16 protein-coding genes are annotated in these 17,222 nt (G+C 63.9%); 5 read left to right on the forward strand and 11 right to left on the reverse strand.

The window, feature by feature from the left end; all coding sequences use genetic code 11:
* Positions 1-5: 5 nt before the first annotated feature.
* From A3OO_RS0101455 to A3OO_RS0101485, 6 genes are all read right to left on the reverse strand, one after another.
* Complete coding sequence (locus tag A3OO_RS0101455) at positions 6-1,346, reverse strand: glycosyltransferase family 4 protein (protein WP_051080336.1); 1,341 nt, start codon at positions 1,344-1,346, stop codon at positions 6-8.
* Positions 1,347-1,646: 300 nt separating this feature from the next.
* Positions 1,647-2,633, reverse strand: coding sequence for a hopanoid-associated sugar epimerase (gene hpnA, locus A3OO_RS0101465; protein WP_018406053.1), 987 nt, complete (start codon positions 2,631-2,633; stop codon positions 1,647-1,649).
* Between the two features lie 150 nt (positions 2,634-2,783).
* Positions 2,784-3,533 (reverse strand): CDP-alcohol phosphatidyltransferase family protein, encoded by a 750-nt coding sequence (locus A3OO_RS0101470; protein ID WP_018406054.1) that lies wholly within the window; start codon positions 3,531-3,533, stop codon positions 2,784-2,786.
* Positions 3,534-3,739: 206 nt separating this feature from the next.
* Complete coding sequence (locus A3OO_RS0101475; RefSeq protein ID WP_342446750.1) at positions 3,740-4,921, reverse strand: polysaccharide biosynthesis/export family protein; 1,182 nt, start codon at positions 4,919-4,921, stop codon at positions 3,740-3,742.
* A 196-nt stretch (positions 4,922-5,117) separates the two neighbouring features.
* Positions 5,118-5,291 (reverse strand): hypothetical protein, encoded by a 174-nt coding sequence (locus A3OO_RS23385; RefSeq protein WP_156824721.1) that lies wholly within the window; start codon positions 5,289-5,291, stop codon positions 5,118-5,120.
* Between the two features lie 292 nt (positions 5,292-5,583).
* Entirely contained in the window at positions 5,584-6,288 is a 705-nt protein-coding gene (locus tag A3OO_RS0101485) for a CDP-alcohol phosphatidyltransferase family protein (protein WP_156824886.1), read from the reverse strand.
* A gap of 201 nt (positions 6,289-6,489) precedes the next feature.
* Between A3OO_RS0101485 and A3OO_RS0101490 the strand changes: the two genes are divergently transcribed.
* Together A3OO_RS0101490 and A3OO_RS0101495 are read left to right on the forward strand one after the other, a co-directional pair.
* Positions 6,490-7,257, forward strand: a complete 768-nt coding sequence (locus tag A3OO_RS0101490; protein WP_018406058.1) for an enoyl-CoA hydratase-related protein — start codon at positions 6,490-6,492, stop codon at positions 7,255-7,257.
* Between the two features lie 120 nt (positions 7,258-7,377).
* Positions 7,378-8,382, forward strand: a complete 1,005-nt coding sequence (locus A3OO_RS0101495) for a DnaJ C-terminal domain-containing protein (protein WP_018406059.1) — start codon at positions 7,378-7,380, stop codon at positions 8,380-8,382.
* Between the two features lie 9 nt (positions 8,383-8,391).
* Here the strand turns inward: A3OO_RS0101495 and A3OO_RS0101500 are convergent, their stop codons facing one another.
* Positions 8,392-9,285, reverse strand: coding sequence for an anti-sigma factor family protein (locus tag A3OO_RS0101500; RefSeq protein WP_018406060.1), 894 nt, complete (start codon positions 9,283-9,285; stop codon positions 8,392-8,394).
* A 5-nt stretch (positions 9,286-9,290) separates the two neighbouring features.
* Positions 9,291-9,791 carry a DNA-directed RNA polymerase sigma-70 factor gene (locus A3OO_RS0101505; protein WP_026222585.1) on the reverse strand — a complete coding sequence of 167 codons (501 nt, stop codon included), beginning with the start codon at positions 9,789-9,791 and terminating at the stop codon, positions 9,291-9,293.
* Positions 9,792-10,008: 217 nt separating this feature from the next.
* Here A3OO_RS0101505 and fabI point away from each other — a divergent pair, with 217 nt between their 5' ends.
* The 3 genes from fabI to A3OO_RS20955 all read left to right on the forward strand — a co-directional run bounded on the left by fabI (position 10,009) and on the right by A3OO_RS20955 (position 12,027).
* Positions 10,009-10,869, forward strand: a complete 861-nt coding sequence (gene fabI, locus A3OO_RS0101510; protein ID WP_018406062.1) for an enoyl-ACP reductase FabI — start codon at positions 10,009-10,011, stop codon at positions 10,867-10,869.
* Between the two features lie 144 nt (positions 10,870-11,013).
* The gene (locus tag A3OO_RS20950) at positions 11,014-11,382 is read left to right on the forward strand and encodes a helix-turn-helix domain-containing protein (RefSeq protein WP_245257073.1); all 369 of its coding nucleotides are present in this window, start codon (positions 11,014-11,016) and stop codon (positions 11,380-11,382) included.
* 78 nt (positions 11,383-11,460) lie between these two features.
* On the forward strand, positions 11,461-12,027 hold the full coding sequence (locus A3OO_RS20955) for a hypothetical protein (RefSeq protein ID WP_018406064.1): 567 nt from the start codon (positions 11,461-11,463) through the stop codon (positions 12,025-12,027).
* A gap of 344 nt (positions 12,028-12,371) precedes the next feature.
* On the opposite strand, the gene A3OO_RS0101530 is transcribed toward A3OO_RS20955, so the two are convergent.
* The 3 genes from A3OO_RS0101530 to A3OO_RS0101540 form a co-directional block, all read right to left on the reverse strand.
* Entirely contained in the window at positions 12,372-14,417 is a 2,046-nt protein-coding gene (locus A3OO_RS0101530) for a M3 family metallopeptidase (protein WP_040573343.1), read from the reverse strand.
* Between the two features lie 46 nt (positions 14,418-14,463).
* Complete coding sequence (locus A3OO_RS0101535) at positions 14,464-15,747, reverse strand: M16 family metallopeptidase (RefSeq protein ID WP_018406066.1); 1,284 nt, start codon at positions 15,745-15,747, stop codon at positions 14,464-14,466.
* A gap of 87 nt (positions 15,748-15,834) precedes the next feature.
* The gene (locus A3OO_RS0101540) at positions 15,835-17,160 is read right to left on the reverse strand and encodes a M16 family metallopeptidase (RefSeq protein WP_018406067.1); all 1,326 of its coding nucleotides are present in this window, start codon (positions 17,158-17,160) and stop codon (positions 15,835-15,837) included.
* Positions 17,161-17,222: the final 62 nt, after the last annotated feature.

A 17,222-nucleotide genomic window follows, 5' to 3' on the forward strand; every position in this document is an offset into this window, starting at 1 on the left:
GCGGCTTATAATTGCGCGATGAACTCATCAATCTTTGCAAAAAAAACATTGGGATCGGCGGTGCCTCCTCTGCTGATGCGCGCGAGCGCCGCGCGACGACGCGGCGACTGCGGCGTCGAATAATCGCGAACGGCTTGCAGCCATCCAAGTCCGTCGAGCGGATCGACATAATCGATCGCGTCGCCGCCGACTTCGCGGAAGACCTCGATGTCAGAGGCGATGACGGGCGTTCCCGCCGCAAGCGCTTCTGCGACGGGCAGACCAAAGCCTTCTGCGAAAGAGGGCATGAGCAGCGCACGCGCGCCGGCAAGCAGGCAGCGCAGTCCCGGCGTGGAAAGTCCGCCTGCCTCAATGACGTGAGGACGCAATGCGGCGCTTCGTTCCAGCATTTCGATCACGGCGGCGCTGAGCCAGCCGCGCTTGCCGACAATGACGAGCTTCGGCGGAGCCTTATCTCGCGCCAACGCGCGCCATACGTTCAGCAGCGTCAAAAGATTCTTGCGCGGTTCGATCGTGCCGCAAACAACGAAATAGTTGACGCCGTCAAGCGCCGCTGGCGGCTCGGCGCGCGACGAGAAGACCGGCGATACGGGCAGGCGGGCGACGCAGATCGGCAGTTCCGGCCTTCCGCATTCGGCGGCGAATTGACGAAGGCGCCCGGCGACGGCTTGCGATCCGACGACAACGCCTGCGCCATAGCGGCAGACATTGCTCATGCGTCTGGGATGCAGCATCGCTTCTCTCGCGCGAAAGAACTCCGGCGCCTCGATTGGAAGGAGGTCATGGACGAAGAAAACAGGCTTCACATCAGGCCGCGCCGTCAGCCAGCGCAGATACCAGCTTCGATCAATCAGAAATTGCGTGACGTTGAAATAGATCGCGCCACGCGGCGCTTCGCCCGTTGGCCTTCCAAGATAGGGCGCCCAGCGCCGCATCGCCTGCCAGTTTCGCTCAAGGAAAGAGAGATTCGGCGATCTTCTGACGCGAGTCATCGAGGCCCGAGCGGAGCCGTTGGATAGCAGCGCCGCGACGACGGCGCGATAGACCTCATCTTCCCCGGCGTCGCCATCTTCGCGCCAGAGACTTTCGACGCCATCGATCGTCTCCAGCGCGCTGTCGGGATCGGCGAGGCGCGGGCCGATCGCCGTACAAATGAGCGCACCACGCTCGCCTGCGCTGCGCGCAAGAAAATGTCTTGCGAGAGCGAAATCCACGCGATCGATGCCATTTGGCGCCGCATTCAGCGCGCGTGTCACGATTCTCGTGACGTCATAGATGACGGTGCTGCGCGCCGCGTCAGTCGACGTCGACGTCAGTTGCGACACTTCGTCTCGTCCAAACGACATCGCCAAATCTCGATCGCCTCATTGGCTTCTCGAACAGCGCGTTCCGTTTCTCTTTCGAGACACTCCCGATAGCGAAAAACCATTTTCGTAAAGAGCTGCATTTCCTCATCACAAGCGGCCATCGCGAGTGCGGCGGCGGATGTCTCGATGCAGCTGGGGCGTGCCGGCGGCGCGCAATAGGTGAAGCCTCGAATCGCTTGCGCGGCGAGCGGCTGCGCATACGTCAGGAAAGCAGCCGCCGTCGCAAGCGCGGCGCTGCACATGCTCATCCCGGAGAACCGCATCGAACCCACTCCGGCTCTAGGCGCCGCGGCCAGCGAACCAACGCACCGCATCGGCGACTGCATCGGCTGGCGGCCGCGTTTTGTAGCCGAGCGTGCGGCGCGCCTTAGAATCGTCGAAGAACATGCGCTTCCCCGAAAGCCGCAAGCTCTCCCGATTGAGAAACGGCTCCGAGCCGGCAAAGCGCGCGACGATTTCATTGGCGTAGGCGAGCGGCATGAGCGGCCAGCGCGGCAATTTCGCCCAAGGCGGCGGCCGCCCGGTGATCCGCGATATTTCAACAAGCAGGTCGCGCAAGGTCAGATTCTCGCCTCCGAGAATATAGCGCTCGCCGATCCCGCCGACTTTCATCGCGGCAATGTGGCCCGCGGCGACATCCTCCACATGAACGATGTTGAGTCCGGTATCGACGTAGGCCGGCATGCCGCCGCGCATCGCCTCGCAGACGATCCTGCCGGTTGGCGTCGGCCGCACGTCGCCGGAGCCGAGCGGCGCAGAGGGGCACACGATGACGGCAGGCAGTCCTTCATCTCGGATCATGCCTTCGACCAACCGCTCAGAAAGAACTTTGCTCAGCTTGTACGCGCCGATCGCCCGTTCTGGAATCAACCGGTTGAATTCTGTGCAGGGCGCTGAATCGGGATCAAGCGTCGCGACGCTGCTCGTATGCACGACGCGCTGTACGCCGGCTCGCAGCGCCTCGCGCATGACGATCTCCGTCCCGCTCACATTGACGCGCATCACCGGTTCTGGATCGGGAGCCCAAAGGCGATAGTTCGCTGCAAGGTGAAAGAGAGTCGAGACGCCGGTCATGGCCCGCCGGACGCTCTCGCGATCAGTGACGTCGCCTTCGACGATCTCGCAATCCGGCGGCACGTTGCCGCGCGAACTCGATCCGCGCAGAAGCGCGCGTACGCAGAATCCTTCCGCCAGCAAACCTCTCGCGACAGCGCCGCCGATGAAACCGCTTGCGCCCGTGACAAGTACCGTTCCGCGAGAAACCATGCTCCTTCCCTGCCCCAGCGCCAGCGCCCTTAAAGAGCCCAGACTCCTTCGCCTCTCTTTGCTGATGAAATCGACAGAGAATGCCGCTTCACGGAAAATGGGCGGCGGCCTCGTGAGGTCTAGATCGGGCCATGCGCTCGTCAGCGGCCGTCAGTTCGCGGCAGGCTCAATCAGACTTTGATCATCCAATTCCAATATGGATGGCTCGTGCGCCGCCAACGCCGGCGGGAGCGATCCCATAATCTCGCGCTCCTCGCGCTGCATCCGCGCAAGATCCTTCTGTATGACGACGACGAAGCCAAGGAAGGTCAACCCGGACAGGCCGCCGATCACGAGATCCAGCACCACGAAGCCATAAGCCTGCGCCGTCGTCGTGCTGGAACCGAGCCAAGCTGCAAAAAGCGCCCAGGACGCGACGAGAATTCGAAACTCCGTCGCGCCCATGCCGCCGTAAGACAACCGGTGCACCTGCTCCGTGACGACCCTCAGATAGGTGTAGGAACTCATCAGAAGATAGAGCGAGAGCACCAGCAGCGATGAGCCGAGCGTGAAATAAGGCGACACGCCGAGACCGACAACGATCAGAGTCTGAGCGATGAGATCGGACGAATGGTCGATGAAATAGCCATAATGCGGCCGTTCGATCGAACGATGCCGCGCAAGCGTGCCATCGAGAGAATCGCCAAACCAGTTGAGAAACAGGCCTCCAACGACCAGAACGAGAAATCCATTGGACCAGTGACAGCCGATGAAGCCGAGCAGTGTCAGGCCCGCGCCGAACAACCCGATCGCTGTTAGATGATCCGGGGTCGCCCAGTCCGGCAAACGCCGCACCAGGGCCAACAGCACAGCGCGCTCCTTGAGCGCGAGAAAACTTTGGTTGATGCGCTGATTGGCCACGAGAACCCCTCAAAAGCGTTCAACAAGTCAGCGTCTGCGCAATTTCCGATGACGCTCAAGCGAACAACCGATCATATCCCAGCTTTATTACGGACGAAACAGGCAAAACGATGACATATTGCGAACTTAACCGGCATTAACCCAAATTCAAAAGCTGGAATGCACCCGCACTTTCGGTCTCGAATGCGAAGCAAGCTTTATGCCCCTCAGTACAAATATCGACTGACGGCGACGCCCTGAATTGCCGGCTGCCCAACCGTACCGACGAGCTGCATAAGCTTGCTGATGTCGGAGAACGGGGCGTTGCTGACGTAAAGAATGTCTTTGTCGCGAATGGGGAAGCGGCGCGCCGCAAACAACGCCGCCGGTTCGCGAAGATTGAGGTGATAGGCGACCGGCACCAGCCCAAGCGCAAGCAGACGCGGCGAGACCTGCGGATATTCGCGCGCGAGACTTGCCGGCTCGTAGCGCAGAATGAAAACCCCATCGGGGTCGGCGCGTGAATCGGTCAGGCCGCCGGACCTGCCGATCGCCTCTTCGAGCGTGATTCCGCGTGCATCGAATGGAACGACCGCGTTGGCCCCGGTCGCCCCCATGACGGTAAACGTCTGCGGCGTGCGCTCGACGGTCAAAATGTCGCCCGCCCGCAAATAGATGTCTTCGCGAGGATTGACGAGCAGCGCCTGAATGGGCGCCCGCGCCGTGCGGTTGCCGCGCGTCAAGGTCACGAAGGTTTCGTGGACTGGCGAGCGATAGCCGCCGGCCGCGGCGATGACGTCCATGATGCGATCGCCGCCGAGCGTCAGCGGAACGCGCGAACCATTGGAGACTTCGCCGGTGACCGTGACGGCGTTGGTGATGTTGCGAGTCACATTGACCACGACCTGCGGTTCAATCGCCTTGCCGCGAAGCCGCTCAATGATGGCCGACTCGACTTCCTGCTGATTTCGGCCGGCGACCTGGATGCGACCGGCATAGGGCACGGTGACCGAACCGTCGCGCCCGACCATCTGGTCCGGAATCGCGGCGGATCGAGATCCAGGGCTCATCCGATCGGCGACGGGCGCCGAGAACAATCCGCCGGAAGCGGCCTCCCAAACAGTGATTTGAACCGAGTCGCCAATTCCGATCGCTTGGGCGGCGGCAGGCCGGTAATCGCCAAAGTAGCCCCGCAATGTCGGCGGCGCACGGCGGGCGAGCACGCCCAGCGAATTTCCGTCGATCTCGACAAGCGCGAAGCTCGGCTCCGGCGTCGCCAACGTCGGCGCCATACTCTCTACAATGTCCTTGCGGGATGGACCTGCCGCCGGAAAAATCGAGCACCCCGCCAGCTGCAATCCGAGAGCGAGCGCAAGGCAAAGCCGCAGCGGGGGAATGGCAATCGTCAAAGTCGCTCCAATATATGCGCCCGCCGGCGCGAATTATTGAACACAGAGGAAGAGCCCTCCCAGAGACGCCGGGAGCTTGTGCGGGCCAACGCAATATGCCGGCTATATGGCGGAAATACCACCAGTTTTGTGAAGGATCGTAAAAATTTTACCAAAACGTTTGGATGGTTAACCGGACCGCCCGAATCGCCACTTTTCAATCAGTTTTGTCGAAGGTTCTCAGCGAGAGCGCGCGCACGCGGGCATCCGGGAGACGCTCGAAATCGGTCGGGCTGTGGCGCTGGCCTTCGGCGCCATGAAATACGAAAATGCCGCCTCGCGTCACGATCAGATCGTTATAACGAAGGGTGGGATCGTCAAGCGCCGCCAAGAGCGGCTCCAACGAGGTCGGCGCGCCAGCGCGTGTTGGCCGCCCCACGCGCAGCTCGGATTCCGCACGCGCGGCGAAGGCTTCATAGCGTTGCCGCGCCGCTTCGACTTTCAGACGCCAGCTCGTATAGGCCGCGGGCGCGTCTCTCGCTTCAAGCGCTGAAGGAGAAGGGGAGGCGGAGCGTGCGCTGGCGGTTGCCCCAACGGCTCCCAGCAGAACTCCAATGACTGTCATCGTCACGAAAGCGGCGCGCATGAAGGTAAATGCGCCCGCTTCACGAAAGTTCCAGCGATTACTCGTCGCTGCTTTGCGCCGCGGATGCGGAGGCGGCCGCGATCCGGCGTCCGTCCTTGAACAGCTTGCCGAACAGCCCGAGGACCGCCACCAGCGCCAGCCCGATCACCGCGACGTCGATCGCCGGCAGGGGATCGTGCTGACTTGCGGGAACGCCGAGCGCGATCGCGGCGAAAGGCCAGAAGGCCAGAAGTATGCGAAACTCCGTTACGCCCAGACCAATGTACGCCATCTGCTGAACGTGGCGCGTCGCGGCGCGAATGTAGCCATAGGAGGAGAATAGCAGGTAGCAGACGAGCACCGCCGCAGCAGCGCGCAGCGTCAGAAACGGCGAAAATCCGTAGGCGATGATGAGCAGTATGTGCGAGAAGAGTTCAGATACGTGATGCGACATGCCGGCGCCCGGCAGTTCGCAGCCGCGCAGCCGCGCAAGCGGAAGATCCGTCGTCAGGCCGAACCAGTTGATGAACATCGCCGGCGGCACGAGCCAGACCAACTCGGGCCATGAGCGGCAGCCGACCAGCGCCGCCGCCGCGAGCGCCGCGCCGCCCGCGCCGATCATCGACAGATGCGCAGGCGCGATCCAGCGCGGCGCTGCCCGCGCCATGCTTTGGACCAGGCGTTGTTCCGTGGCGTAGAGGAAGCTCTGCCCGCGTCCGGGCGAACCGCCAAATAGCCGATTGGCCACCTCGCCGAAATTCATGACGCGCATGCCTCTGCTGCTATGGGGTCGGAAAAACGGCGCCCCAGCCGTCGACAATCTCAAGCGTTGAAATCTACGCGCTTGCGGCGCTGCTGCAAGTCGCCGATGATCTCCGGCCCTGGCGCCGCATTTAACCTATCTCAGGGAATTCCTTCAAAACTTTGGCGACGCTCGCCGCAGCGAGCTGATCCGGAGACCTTTATGTCGGAAAAGATCATCGTTTCGAGGGATGCCGGGGTGCTGCGCCTGCTGCTGAACCGCCCCGAAAAAAAGAACGCGCTGAACCGCGACATGTATCGCGCATTGATCGCCGCTCTTGATGGAGCGGCCCGAGACGAGACGGTGCATGCCGTCGTCTTCGCCGGCGCGGGCGGCAATTTCACTGCGGGCAATGATCTCGCCGACTTTCGCGATTTTGCTCCTGGCCGAGATATTGAGCCTGGCGCAGAAACATTTCCGGCTCTGACCTTCGTTCGCGCGGCGGCGGCCTTCGAGAAGCCGCTCGTCGCCGCCGTGACCGGGGACGCCGTCGGCGTGGGGACCACCCTGCTCTTCCACTGCGACCTCGTCTACGCCAGCCCAGAGGCGCGTTTCAAAATGCCGTTCATCGATCTGGCGCTGCCGCCGGAGGGTGGCGCCAGCCTGCTGGTCCCGCTGCGGTTCGGGATGGCCAAGGCGTCCCAATATCTGTTGCTCGGCGAGAGTTTCGACGGCGCGGAAGCCTTCCGTCTCGGTCTCGTTAACGCTCTCGCCTCCCCGGAAGACGTCCTCGACCTTGCGACGGAGGCCGCGCGCCGCCTGGCGGCGAAACCCCGTGAGGCGCTTCTCGCGGCGCGGCGGCTGATGCGCGGCGAGCCGAAGAACATACTGGCGCGCATCGACGCGGAAGCCGCGCTTTTCGCCAAGGCGCTGACGTCGCCAGAAGCGCGCGGGCGCTTCGCCGCCTTTTTCGCTTCGAAGTCGCGTTAGCCTTCAGCGCGGCGCGACCTGCGCCGCTTGCGTTGCGAACGCGCTTCTCCCAAATAATAGGGCGGACATACGCGCCCGCGCCGCCAAGGGCGGGCGCTCACATGGGCTGATGGGAAAATTATGCGCGATCCTTACGACGTTCTCGGCGTGCCCAAATCGGCGAGTCACGCCGAAATCAAGAAGGCCTATCGCCAGCTCGCCAAGAAATTCCACCCTGACCGCAACAAGGACGACACGAAAGCCAAGGAGCGATTCACGGAAATCAACTCCGCCTATGAAATCGTCGGCGACGAGAAGAAGAAGGCGCAGTTCGACAAAGGCGAGATCGGTCCGGACGGGAAACCCCGCTTCACCGGCTTCGAGGGCTTCGGCGCGGGCGCTGGCGCCGGCGCCGGCCCCGGCGGTTTCACCCGCGGCTGGCGAACGGGCGGCGCGCCTGGCGGCGGCGCGCCCGGCGGCGATCAGCATTTCGAGTTTCACTTCGGCAATGAGGCGCCCGGCGGCGGCGGGCGCGCGGGCTTCGACCCTTCCGACCTCTTCGCGGATCTCTTCGGCGCCGGCGGACGCCGTCGCGCCGGCCCGCAGCCGACCCGAGGCGACGATGTCGTCGCCACCGCCACCGTGCCGCTCGAAACGGTCGCTCACGGCGGCTCGGCCCGCGTCATCCTGCCCAGCGGCCGCACGCTGGAAGTCAAAATTCCGGCGGGAATCGAAGACGGCAAGCAGATCCGTCTGCGCGGCCAGGGCCAGCCCGGCTCCATGGGGGGCGAACCCGGCGACGCGCTGATCACCGTGAAGGTCGCGCCCCATCCGCACTTCAAGCTGGATGGCCGCGATTTGCGGCTGGAGCTGCCGGTCACGGTTTATGAAGCCGCGCTCGGCGGACGTGTCGAGACCCCGACGCTGGACGGCAAGGTGGAGCTAAGCATCCCTCCGCACTCCAACAGTGGGCGCGTGCTGCGGCTGCGCGGCAAAGGCCTTCCCGCGAGCGACGGCAAAATAGCCGGCGACCTCTATGTCTCGCTGAGGATCATGCTGCCGGAAACGGCGTCGAGCGATCTCGACGCGCGGATGCGGGAATGGCGCGACGCGCAGCCCTATGATCCGCGCGCCAAAATGGCTTGAAAATCTCGATTATTTAGCCTCGGCTGGCGTCGTCGCGACTGCGGCGGCGGCCGCTTCCGCAGCGGCCTGCATCGCTTCGGGCGCCAAGGCGCCAACGAGCACGAAGGCGAAGCCGCCAGCCCGCCATTCGATGACCGAAACGCCCTGACCGCGCTGGCCCGCCGGCGCGGCGAGGGCCTCCGCCCGCTCGAAATAAAGACCGACCCGCCCACCATCGTCGCGCTCATAGACGAGAAACGCCGCCGGCGCCGCGACGCCGGGCGCGACGCGTCCGCCAAGCAGCCGCAATCCAACGCCGCTCAAATCCGGCGCGCGTGAAAACCCGACGCGCTCCTGAAGCCACGCGAGAAGTTCGCCGCGCCGGCTGGCCTCGACCTCCACGGGTCGCGGGTCAAGGATGTAAGTCGCGTAGGTCAAGCCGGCCCGTGCGGCATAGCTCGTGGCGGCGATGGCGCGCGTCGTCGGGCTCTGCGCCGGGGGACGGCTTGCCAGAAACAGCAACGCCGCCGCGGCGACGGCCGCGCCGGCGATGAGCGTCAGCAGGGTCGACGCGAGCGCCTGCCGCCGCCGGCTGGCGCGGATTTCGTCGAGCTTGCGCGTCGGACGCGGCGCCGCGCCCGGTCGCCCCCAATGGATGGCGCCGGTTTCGATCGGCCCCTGACCGGCGGGCGGGGCCGGCGGGCGCGCCGCCGCCTCCCGCAGCGACAGCGGCGGCGTCTCAAGCGCCACCGGCTCAAAAGCGGCGCGCAGCGCCGCGTTCTGTCGCCGCCAGCCTTCAACGAGCGCGGCGTCCTCGGGATGCTGCAGGAGATGGTCTTCGACCTTGCGCCGCCGCTCGGGGTCGAGTTCGCCGTCGACGAGGGCGTGCAGATCGGCTTCTTCGATCAGGGCCGAGGGCGTCATCGGCGCTACTTCACGACCCGCAGATGCGAAGCGGCGCGGCGGGCGCCCTCCGACGACGCGACGGGCCGCAAACCCTCGGCGCCGAGCGTCGCGCGGGCGCGCATCAGACGCGCCAGCGCCGTTTCCCGGCTCGCGCCGACGATGCGCGCGGAGGCGTCATAGCCGAAGCCCTCGAGCGAAACGAGCAGCAGCATGGCGCGCTCGTCGAAGCAAAGACTTGCAAGCCCGTGCACGACCGGCGGGTGGCGCGACGCTGGACCTGGCGCATTGGCGAGCTTTTTCTGAGCCAGCGCGACGAGCGCCGCATAGGCTTCGATTCGCGCTTCGGCGAGATCGGCGGGGCGCAGCTCACGCGACCGGATCCGCGCGCCGACCGACTGCAGCGCGCTTTGCACGAGATCGTCGGCGATGGCCGGGCCTGCGCCGGCGCAGAGGGCGCGCGCATAGCGTCTCAGGGCCGGAGTCGCTCCGCCCAGATCCGCTATGATATCGGCTCTTCTGCCCATGCGGCCCGCTCCGCTCGGTCTTCTCGCCAGTCTGCGAAGCCAATGACGTTTCCTTTCGAATGATAGGGCATCGCCGCGCAATTGGCTATGCTTGGCCGTTCTGGCGCGTGCGATTTCACATCCGCCGCCGCCTGTGGCGCGAGGGTTTCCTTTGCGCCCAAACCACGCTAAACGGCGCGAGCCGCCGAGCCCTTCTTTGCCCAGGATATAGACACGCATGACACAGCAAGCTGCGCCTGCCGCCCTTTTCGCCGGATTGCTCAAGGGCAAGAAGGGGCTCATCCTGGGCGTCGCCAATAATCGCTCGATCGCCTGGGGAATCGCCAAGGCCTGCGCCGACGCCGGCGCCGATCTGGCGCTCACCTATCAGATCGAAGCGCTGGAAAAGCGCGTGCGGCCGCTGGCGGCGGACATCGGCGCGACCGTCATCGGGCGCTGCGACGTCGCCGAGCCGGAGACGATGGACGCGGTCTTCGCCGAGATCGAAAAGCTCTGGGGCCGGCTCGATTTCGTCGTGCATTGCCTCGCCTATTCCGACAAGGACCAGCTCGACGGGCGCTATGTCGAGACGACGCTGGAAAACTTCCAGATGTCGCTGAACATCTCCTGCTACTCCTTCACCGCGATCGCGCAGCGCGCCGAGAAGCTGATGACGGATGGCGGCTCGCTCTTAACGCTCACCTATTACGGCGCCGAAAAATGGATGCCGCATTATAATGTGATGGGCGTGGCGAAGGCGGCGCTGGAGGCGTCGGTGCGCTATCTCGCCGCCGATCTCGGCGTCAAAAACATCCGCGTCAACGCGATTTCGGCCGGGCCGATCAAGACCATGGCGGCCTCGGGCATCGGCGACTTCCGCTATATCCTGCGCTGGAACGAATATAATTCGCCGCTGCGCCGGGTCGTGACGATCGAGGAAGTGGGCGAGACGGCGGTCTATCTGCTGTCGCCGATGGCGCGCGGCGTTTCGGGCGAAGTGCTGCATGTCGACGCCGGCTATCATGTGGTGGGCATGATGAATCCGAGCGCCGCGCCGAAAATGGCGGATCTGCTGGCGCTGCTGCCGCAGCAGAAGTAAGGCGCCACGCCGCGTCATGCCCGCGCGCGTCGCGAGCATCCACGCCATGCGATCCCTGTCGGTCGCCGGCGCTGCAGTGATCGTACTGCCACAGATTTTTGAGAGCGTCTTTGCGCGAAAGCGCGTTATTGCTATTTTGATTCCGTGAAACGCTGCGCCGTTGAATGGCGAGTTATTGTCATGACGAAGCAAACTAACCCGCATGTTGGCTCGACCTTCGAAAGCTGGCTCGACGAGCAGGACATCCGCGAGGAAGTCACGGCCGCCGCCATCAAGGAAGTGCTTGCGCAACAGCTCGCCGCCGAAATGAAGAAGAAGGGCATCACCAAGGAGCGCATGGCCGAGATGATTGAGACCAGCCGCGCGCAAATTGACCGCTTGCTCGACCCAAAGAATAGCAGCGACGCTCGAAACGCTTATACGAGCGGCCAAAGTGCTTGGCCGTCAATTGCGGTTGGAATTGGTATGAGAACCCTGGCTCACCGAAGGCTTCGCTACACACCGGCGTCTTAGAGAAATCATTGCACAGGCTTCTTGGCGGTGACGAAAAAACCAGCTCAAGTCCGGATAACGCAAAAAAAGACCGTCCACATGTATGCGGAGCTTTGGCACGCATCGAAGTGCGTCTTGGAGAGAGGTATTGAGAACGAGAAAGGCTCCTCCTGGCAATTTCTTTCCAGCATCGTTTTAACTGCTTTTGCGTTCGAGGCTTATCTCAATCACGTTGGCAAGAGCTTGATAGCTTGTTGGGAAAGTGTTGAGCCTTTGCCGCCGCCAAAGAAGTTCAACCTCATTTGCGAACTTCTAAAGGTGGACTTTCATGGAGAGGCCGGCAAACGGCCCGTGCAAACACTTACCCAACTGCAAGATTTCAGGAACCTAATGGCTCACGGCAAAACTGAGCAGATCGAACCTCAGCCTTTCCTATGTGATGCCAAGCATGCAGACGCTCGGCTAGGCCAAAGGCCTTTAGCGAACTGGGAACGCCTCATTCGAACCAAAGACTTTGCCGAACGCGCGCGAGTCGACGTTGAAGAAGTTCTGAAGACAGTACATGCCGCGCGCCCGAAGCCAAAAGAATCGCTGTTTTCGTTTGGCGTCGGGAGTGGGAGCGCAGTCGTTGTCGAGAACGATGGACGGAACACTATGCGAAAGTAGCTCTTGCAGAGTGCGAAATGCTTACAGCTGTGTGGGAGCAGAATCCTTCTCACACCTCACCGGCAGATCGCCGTCGCCCAACAGCCGCCGCGTGGCGCGCATGCATTCCTCCATCGTCACTGCGGCGACGCGGCCGTTGCGCTCATCGAGGAAGCTCGGCTCGAATCCATCGAATTGCAGATTTGACCAGCTGGCTCGCGATCTTCGTCTAAGCGTCGAAGCGCCGATGAGGAACTATCGGCCTTGTCCAATTCCTCCTAGCCAGACCTCGGCGATGATTAACGTGTTCGCCGAAACGAATCCGCGCTCGCCAGTTTCTTCGTTACTGCAACGCGCGAGGTCTGCTACCCCGCCGGCTCCGCAAATCCCCGTTGCCGTAGCAGCGGCTCCACCGTCGGCATCCGCCCGCGAAAGGCCACATAGGCGTCCGCCGCGTCCTGCCTTCCGCCCGCGGCGTAGATGTGATCGTGCAGGCGCTGCGCGACCTCGGGCGCGAAGGGGTCGCCCGTCTCCTTGAAGGCTTCGAAAGCGTCGGCGTCGAGCACTTCGGCCCAGAGATAGCTGTAATAGCCCGCCGAATAACCGTCGCCGGAGAAGATATGCGAGAAATGCGGCAGGCGGTGCCGCATGACGATTTCCGGCGGCATGGAAATTCGCGCGAGGCTGTCCGCCTCGAAGGCGCCGGCGTCGAAATCCGGCGCGACGCTTTGCGCGTGAATGTCGAGATCGACATGGGCCGAGGCGCAGAACTCGACCGTCGCGAAGCCCTGATTGAAATGGCGCGAGGCGGTGATGCGCGCGACGAGATCATCGGGAATGGGCGCGCCCGTCTCGGCATGAAGCGCGAAGGTCTTCAGCACCGCCGGCTCCAGCAGCCAGTGCTCGTATAGCTGCGAGGGCAGCTCGACGAAATCGCGCGCGACATTGGTGCCCGCGACCGAAGGATAGGTCACGTCCGACAGCATGCCATGCAAGCCATGGCCGAATTCGTGGAACAGCGTGCGAGCGTCGTCGAGGCTGAGCAGCGTTGGCGCGCCGTCGGCGCCTTTGGTGAAATTCATCACATTGACGATGATCGGCCTGGTTTCGCCAACGAGCTTGTGCTGCGCGCGGAAGTCCGACATCCAGGCGCCGCCCCGCTTCGACGGCCGCGCAAAATAATCGGCAAGGAACAGCGCGACATGCTTGCCGTTGCTGTCCAGCACATCGAAGGCGCGCACATCCGGATGGTAGAGCGACAAGCCCTTCTGCTCGACGAAGCGCAGGCCGAAGAGTTTTTGCGCGACGTCGAACGCCGCGGCGATCATGTTGTCGAGCTGGAAATAGGGACGCAGCGCGGCCTGATCGAGATCGTAGCGCTTCGCGCGCACGCGCTCGGCGTAATAGCGCCTGTCATGCGCCGCGACGTTGAAATTCGCGCCCTCTTCTTCGACCATCGCCTGGATCTGCGCGCGCTCCTCAGCGGCGCGCGTCAGCGCCGGCGCCCAGACGCGATCGATCAGTTCGCGCACGGCGGCCGGCGTCTTCGCCATGGAGTCGTCGAGTTTGAAAGCGGCGAAACTGTCGAAGCCGAGCAACTTCGCGCGCTCTTCGCGCAATTGCAGGATTTCGCGGATGAGCGGGCGGTTGTCGGTCGCGCCCGCATTCTCGCCGCGGCTCGCCCAGGCGCGAAACACCGTCTCGCGCAGATCGCGCCGCGTCGAGCTTTGCAGAAAGACTTCGGCGCTGGAGCGCGACAGCGTGACGCCATATTTGCCGGGCGATCCACGCTCCGCCGCAATGCGCGAAGCGCCGGCGCGAAAGTCGGGCGAGAGGCCGTCGAGATCGCTTTTGTCGAGCAGCAGCAGCCATGATGATTCATCGGCCAGCACATTCTGCGAAAACTGCGTCGAGAGGCCCGCCAGCCGCTCGAGGATCGCTTTGAGACGCGCCTTGTCGACGTCGTTCAGCTTCGCGCCGGCGCGCACGAAGTTCTTATAGGTCAGTTCGAGAACGCGGCGCTGCTCCGGCGTCAAATCAATCGCCTCGCGCGTCTCGTAAAGCGCCTCGATCCGGCGAAACAGCGCGGGATTCATGGAGATGTCGCTGGAGTGACGCGAAAAGGCGCCGGCCATATCGCGCTCGATCGCCTGCAATTCGGGCGTCGTGTCTGTGGCGGCGAGATTCCAGAAGACCGCGCCGACATCGGTGAGAAGCCGCCCCGCCCGCTCCAGCGCGCCGATGACATTGTCGAAGGTCGGCGGCGACGGGTCATTGGCGATGCCGTCGATCTCCGCCTTGTGCTGGGCGAAGGCCGTTTCGAACGCCTCGCGGAAATGCGCGGGCGCGACCGCGTTGAAAGGCGGCAGGCCGAAAGGGCCGCTCCAGGCCATAAGGAGAGGGTTATCCATGACAATCTCTTAGCAAGATGCCGACCAGCGGCGGCGTGGCCGGCCGCTACACCCCCGCCGGCTTGCCCACCACCGTCACCAGCAGATCGCCGTCGCCGAGGAGCCGCTTCGCGCCGCGCTGACAATCCTCCATCGTCACCGCGGCGATCCGGCCATTGCGCTCGTCAAGGAAACTCGGCTCGAAACCATCGAGCTGCAGATTGACGAGCTGGCTCGCGATCTTCGTCGACGTGTCGAAGCGCAGCGCATAGGAGCCGATGAGAAATTTCTTCGCCTTGTCCAATTCGTCTTCGGTCGGACCGTCGGCGACGAAGTTTCTGAACTCTTCCTGGATCACGCCGATCGCTTCGCCGGCGCGCTCGTTCTTGGTCGCGGCGGCGCCGATCAACATCGGGCAATGGTCATATTCGTTGAGATGCGAATAGACCGAATAGGCCATGCCGCGCTTTTCGCGCACCTCGCGGAACAGCCGCGACGTGAAGGTGCCGCCGCCCAGAATGTGATTGGCGACGACGACGGCGTAATAGTCGGGATCGTGCTTGGTGATCGACGGGCGTCCAAAGCGGATCGTCGATTGCGGCACGTCAAGATCGACGACTTGGCGCATGCCGACATTGGCGACTTCAATCTCCGGGACGGGCGCGAGATCGTTTTGCAGCGCCAGCCCGCCGAACGTCGCGTCGAGCAGATCCGAGAGCGTCGTCGCGTCGATCGCGCCGACGACGCCGATCTTGAGATCGCGTCTCGCGATGAGCCGTTCGCGCAGGGCGATGAGGTCTTCGCGCGTGAGCGTGTCGATCGACGCAAGATCGCCGCGCACCGGGCGCCCATAGGGATGGTTCGGGAAGGCCGCTTCGCGGAAGGCTTTCGACGCCATCGAGTCGGGGTCATTGGCGTCGCGCTTCAATTCCGCGGCGAGTTGGCTGCGCACGCGCGCGACGTCGCCGGCTTCGAGCCGCGCATCGTTGAGCGCGAGCTTCAAGAGGCCGAACGCCTTGTCGACATTGCGAGAGAGAGTCTGCAAATGGCCAGAGATCGCGTCGCGATCGGCGCCAAAGCCAATATGAATCGCGAGATCGTCGATGGCGCGATGGAAGCCGCGCGCGTCATAAGGGCCGGCGCCTTCATCGAGCGTCGCCGCGAGCAGCGTCGCCAGTCCGGGCTTCTCGCGAGGATCCTGCGACGCGCCCCCGAGGATCGCGAATTCGAGCGCGACGAGCGGCACGGCGTGGCTTTCCACGAGCCAGGCCTCAAGGCCGGCCGGCGTCGTGATCCGCTGCACATGTTCGGCGCGGGAGGCGATGGTGACGATGGGCGCGTGAGCGGTCATTTCAGTTCCTAACGGAGGTCGGCGGTAGGTTTTGGGCAGTCGAGTCAGGCGTCGGCTTTATGCCGACAACCTGACGCGATCGCCGTCTCAGGCCGGAAGCAGAAAGCCCGTGACGGCCCTGCGCTTGTCGAGCCATTTGCGCGCGGCGTTTTGCACGTCCTCGGCTGTCACCTTCTCCATGCGCTCGGGCCAGGCGACGACGTCGTCGATGGTGAGGCCGGTGGCCAGCGCCTCGCCATACCAGCGGGCAAGCGAGGCCTGGCTATCCTGCGCGTAGATGGCGTCGGCGATCAGCCGGGTCTTGGCGCGCTGCAAATGCTCCGCGTCAATCGGCTCCTCAGCGAAACGTCGCAGCACGCGATCGATCGCGACGTCGAGGTCCTGGAGCGAAACGTCCGGCGCGGGCGTCGCATAGACCCAAAGCCGCGTGTCGTCGACGGCGGAGCCCATGTAATATGCGCCGGCGCCGACCGCGACCTGCTCTTCGACGACCAGCGTGTCATAGAGCGCGCTCGTTGGTCCGCCGCCGAGCATATAAGCGAGCGTCTCCAGCGCCTCGGCTTCGCCGGGCTTCGCAGTGCTGTAGGACGGCACGAGATAGACCTGCTCATGCGCCGGCTGCTCGACTTTCTCATCGCGCAGCGTCACCAGACGGTGGGCGCGGTGCGGCGGCTCCTGCGCGCGGGCGCGCCGCGGCGGCGCGGCCTGCGCGGGAACCTTGCCGTAGGTGTCCTTGGCGAGACGTTCGACCTCGTCGGCCTCGACGTCGCCGGCGACGATCAGGATGGCGTTTTCCGGCGTATAGAAGCGTTGGTAATAGGCGAGCGCATGCGCGCGACCGAGCCCCTCGATCTCGTGATTCCAGCCGATGATCGGGATGCCGTAGGGATGATGGGCGAAGAGCGCCGCCTGTACCGCCTCGTCGAGCTGCGCCGACGGATCGCTGTCGGTGCGCATGCGGCGCTCCTCAAGCACCACGTCGCGTTCCGGATCGACGACCTCGTCGGTCAGAACCAGATTGCGCATGCGATCGGCCTCGAACGCCATCAGCGTGGCGAGATGCTCCTTGCCGATGCGCTGGAAATAGGCCGTGTAATCGTAGCTGGTGAAGGCGTTCTCCTGGCCGCCGAGTTCCGCGACAAGATTCGAGAACTCGCCCTGCGGATGCTCCGCCGTGCCCTTGAACATCAGATGTTCAAGAAAATGCGCGATGCCCGACTGGCCGAGCGGGTCGTCGGCGGCGCCGTTTTTGTACCAGACCATATGCGTGACGACGGGCGTTCGCGCGTCCGGGATGACGACGACCTCCATGCCGTTCCCAAGCGTGAAGCTCGTAATGCTCGCGCGCGCAGGCCCCGGCGCGGCTGCCCCTGGCGCAAGCGAAACGGCTGACGCCTTCGTCTCAAATGACATGAACGGCCTTTCCCGCGGCGGCGGCCGCGTCTCGGAGAGTGGTTTCTCCTATATAGGCCGTA

Source organism: Methylocystis rosea SV97 (assembly GCF_000372845.1).
GTDB lineage: Bacteria > Pseudomonadota > Alphaproteobacteria > Rhizobiales > Beijerinckiaceae > Methylocystis > Methylocystis rosea.

Excerpts from the sequence above, each read along its gene's own strand:
- A3OO_RS0101485 (WP_156824886.1), bottom strand. The coding sequence starts at position 6,288 with ATGAATTTCGGCGAGGTGGCCAATCGGCTATTTGGCGGTTCGCCCGGA.
- fabI (WP_018406062.1), top strand. The coding sequence starts at position 10,009 with ATGACACAGCAAGCTGCGCCTGCCGCCCTTTTCGCCGGATTGCTCAAG.
- A3OO_RS0101530 (WP_040573343.1), bottom strand. The coding sequence starts at position 14,417 with ATGGATAACCCTCTCCTTATGGCCTGGAGCGGCCCTTTCGGCCTGCCG.
- hpnA (WP_018406053.1), bottom strand. The coding sequence starts at position 2,633 with ATGGTTTCTCGCGGAACGGTACTTGTCACGGGCGCAAGCGGTTTCATC.
- A3OO_RS0101535 (WP_018406066.1), bottom strand. The coding sequence starts at position 15,747 with ATGACCGCTCACGCGCCCATCGTCACCATCGCCTCCCGCGCCGAACAT.
- A3OO_RS0101455 (WP_051080336.1), bottom strand. The coding sequence starts at position 1,346 with ATGTCGTTTGGACGAGACGAAGTGTCGCAACTGACGTCGACGTCGACT.
- A3OO_RS0101540 (WP_018406067.1), bottom strand. The coding sequence starts at position 17,160 with ATGTCATTTGAGACGAAGGCGTCAGCCGTTTCGCTTGCGCCAGGGGCA.
- A3OO_RS0101505 (WP_026222585.1), bottom strand. The coding sequence starts at position 9,791 with ATGGGCAGAAGAGCCGATATCATAGCGGATCTGGGCGGAGCGACTCCG.
- A3OO_RS0101495 (WP_018406059.1), top strand. The coding sequence starts at position 7,378 with ATGCGCGATCCTTACGACGTTCTCGGCGTGCCCAAATCGGCGAGTCAC.
- A3OO_RS20955 (WP_018406064.1), top strand. The coding sequence starts at position 11,461 with ATGTATGCGGAGCTTTGGCACGCATCGAAGTGCGTCTTGGAGAGAGGT.
- A3OO_RS0101500 (WP_018406060.1), bottom strand. The coding sequence starts at position 9,285 with ATGACGCCCTCGGCCCTGATCGAAGAAGCCGATCTGCACGCCCTCGTC.
- A3OO_RS0101490 (WP_018406058.1), top strand. The coding sequence starts at position 6,490 with ATGTCGGAAAAGATCATCGTTTCGAGGGATGCCGGGGTGCTGCGCCTG.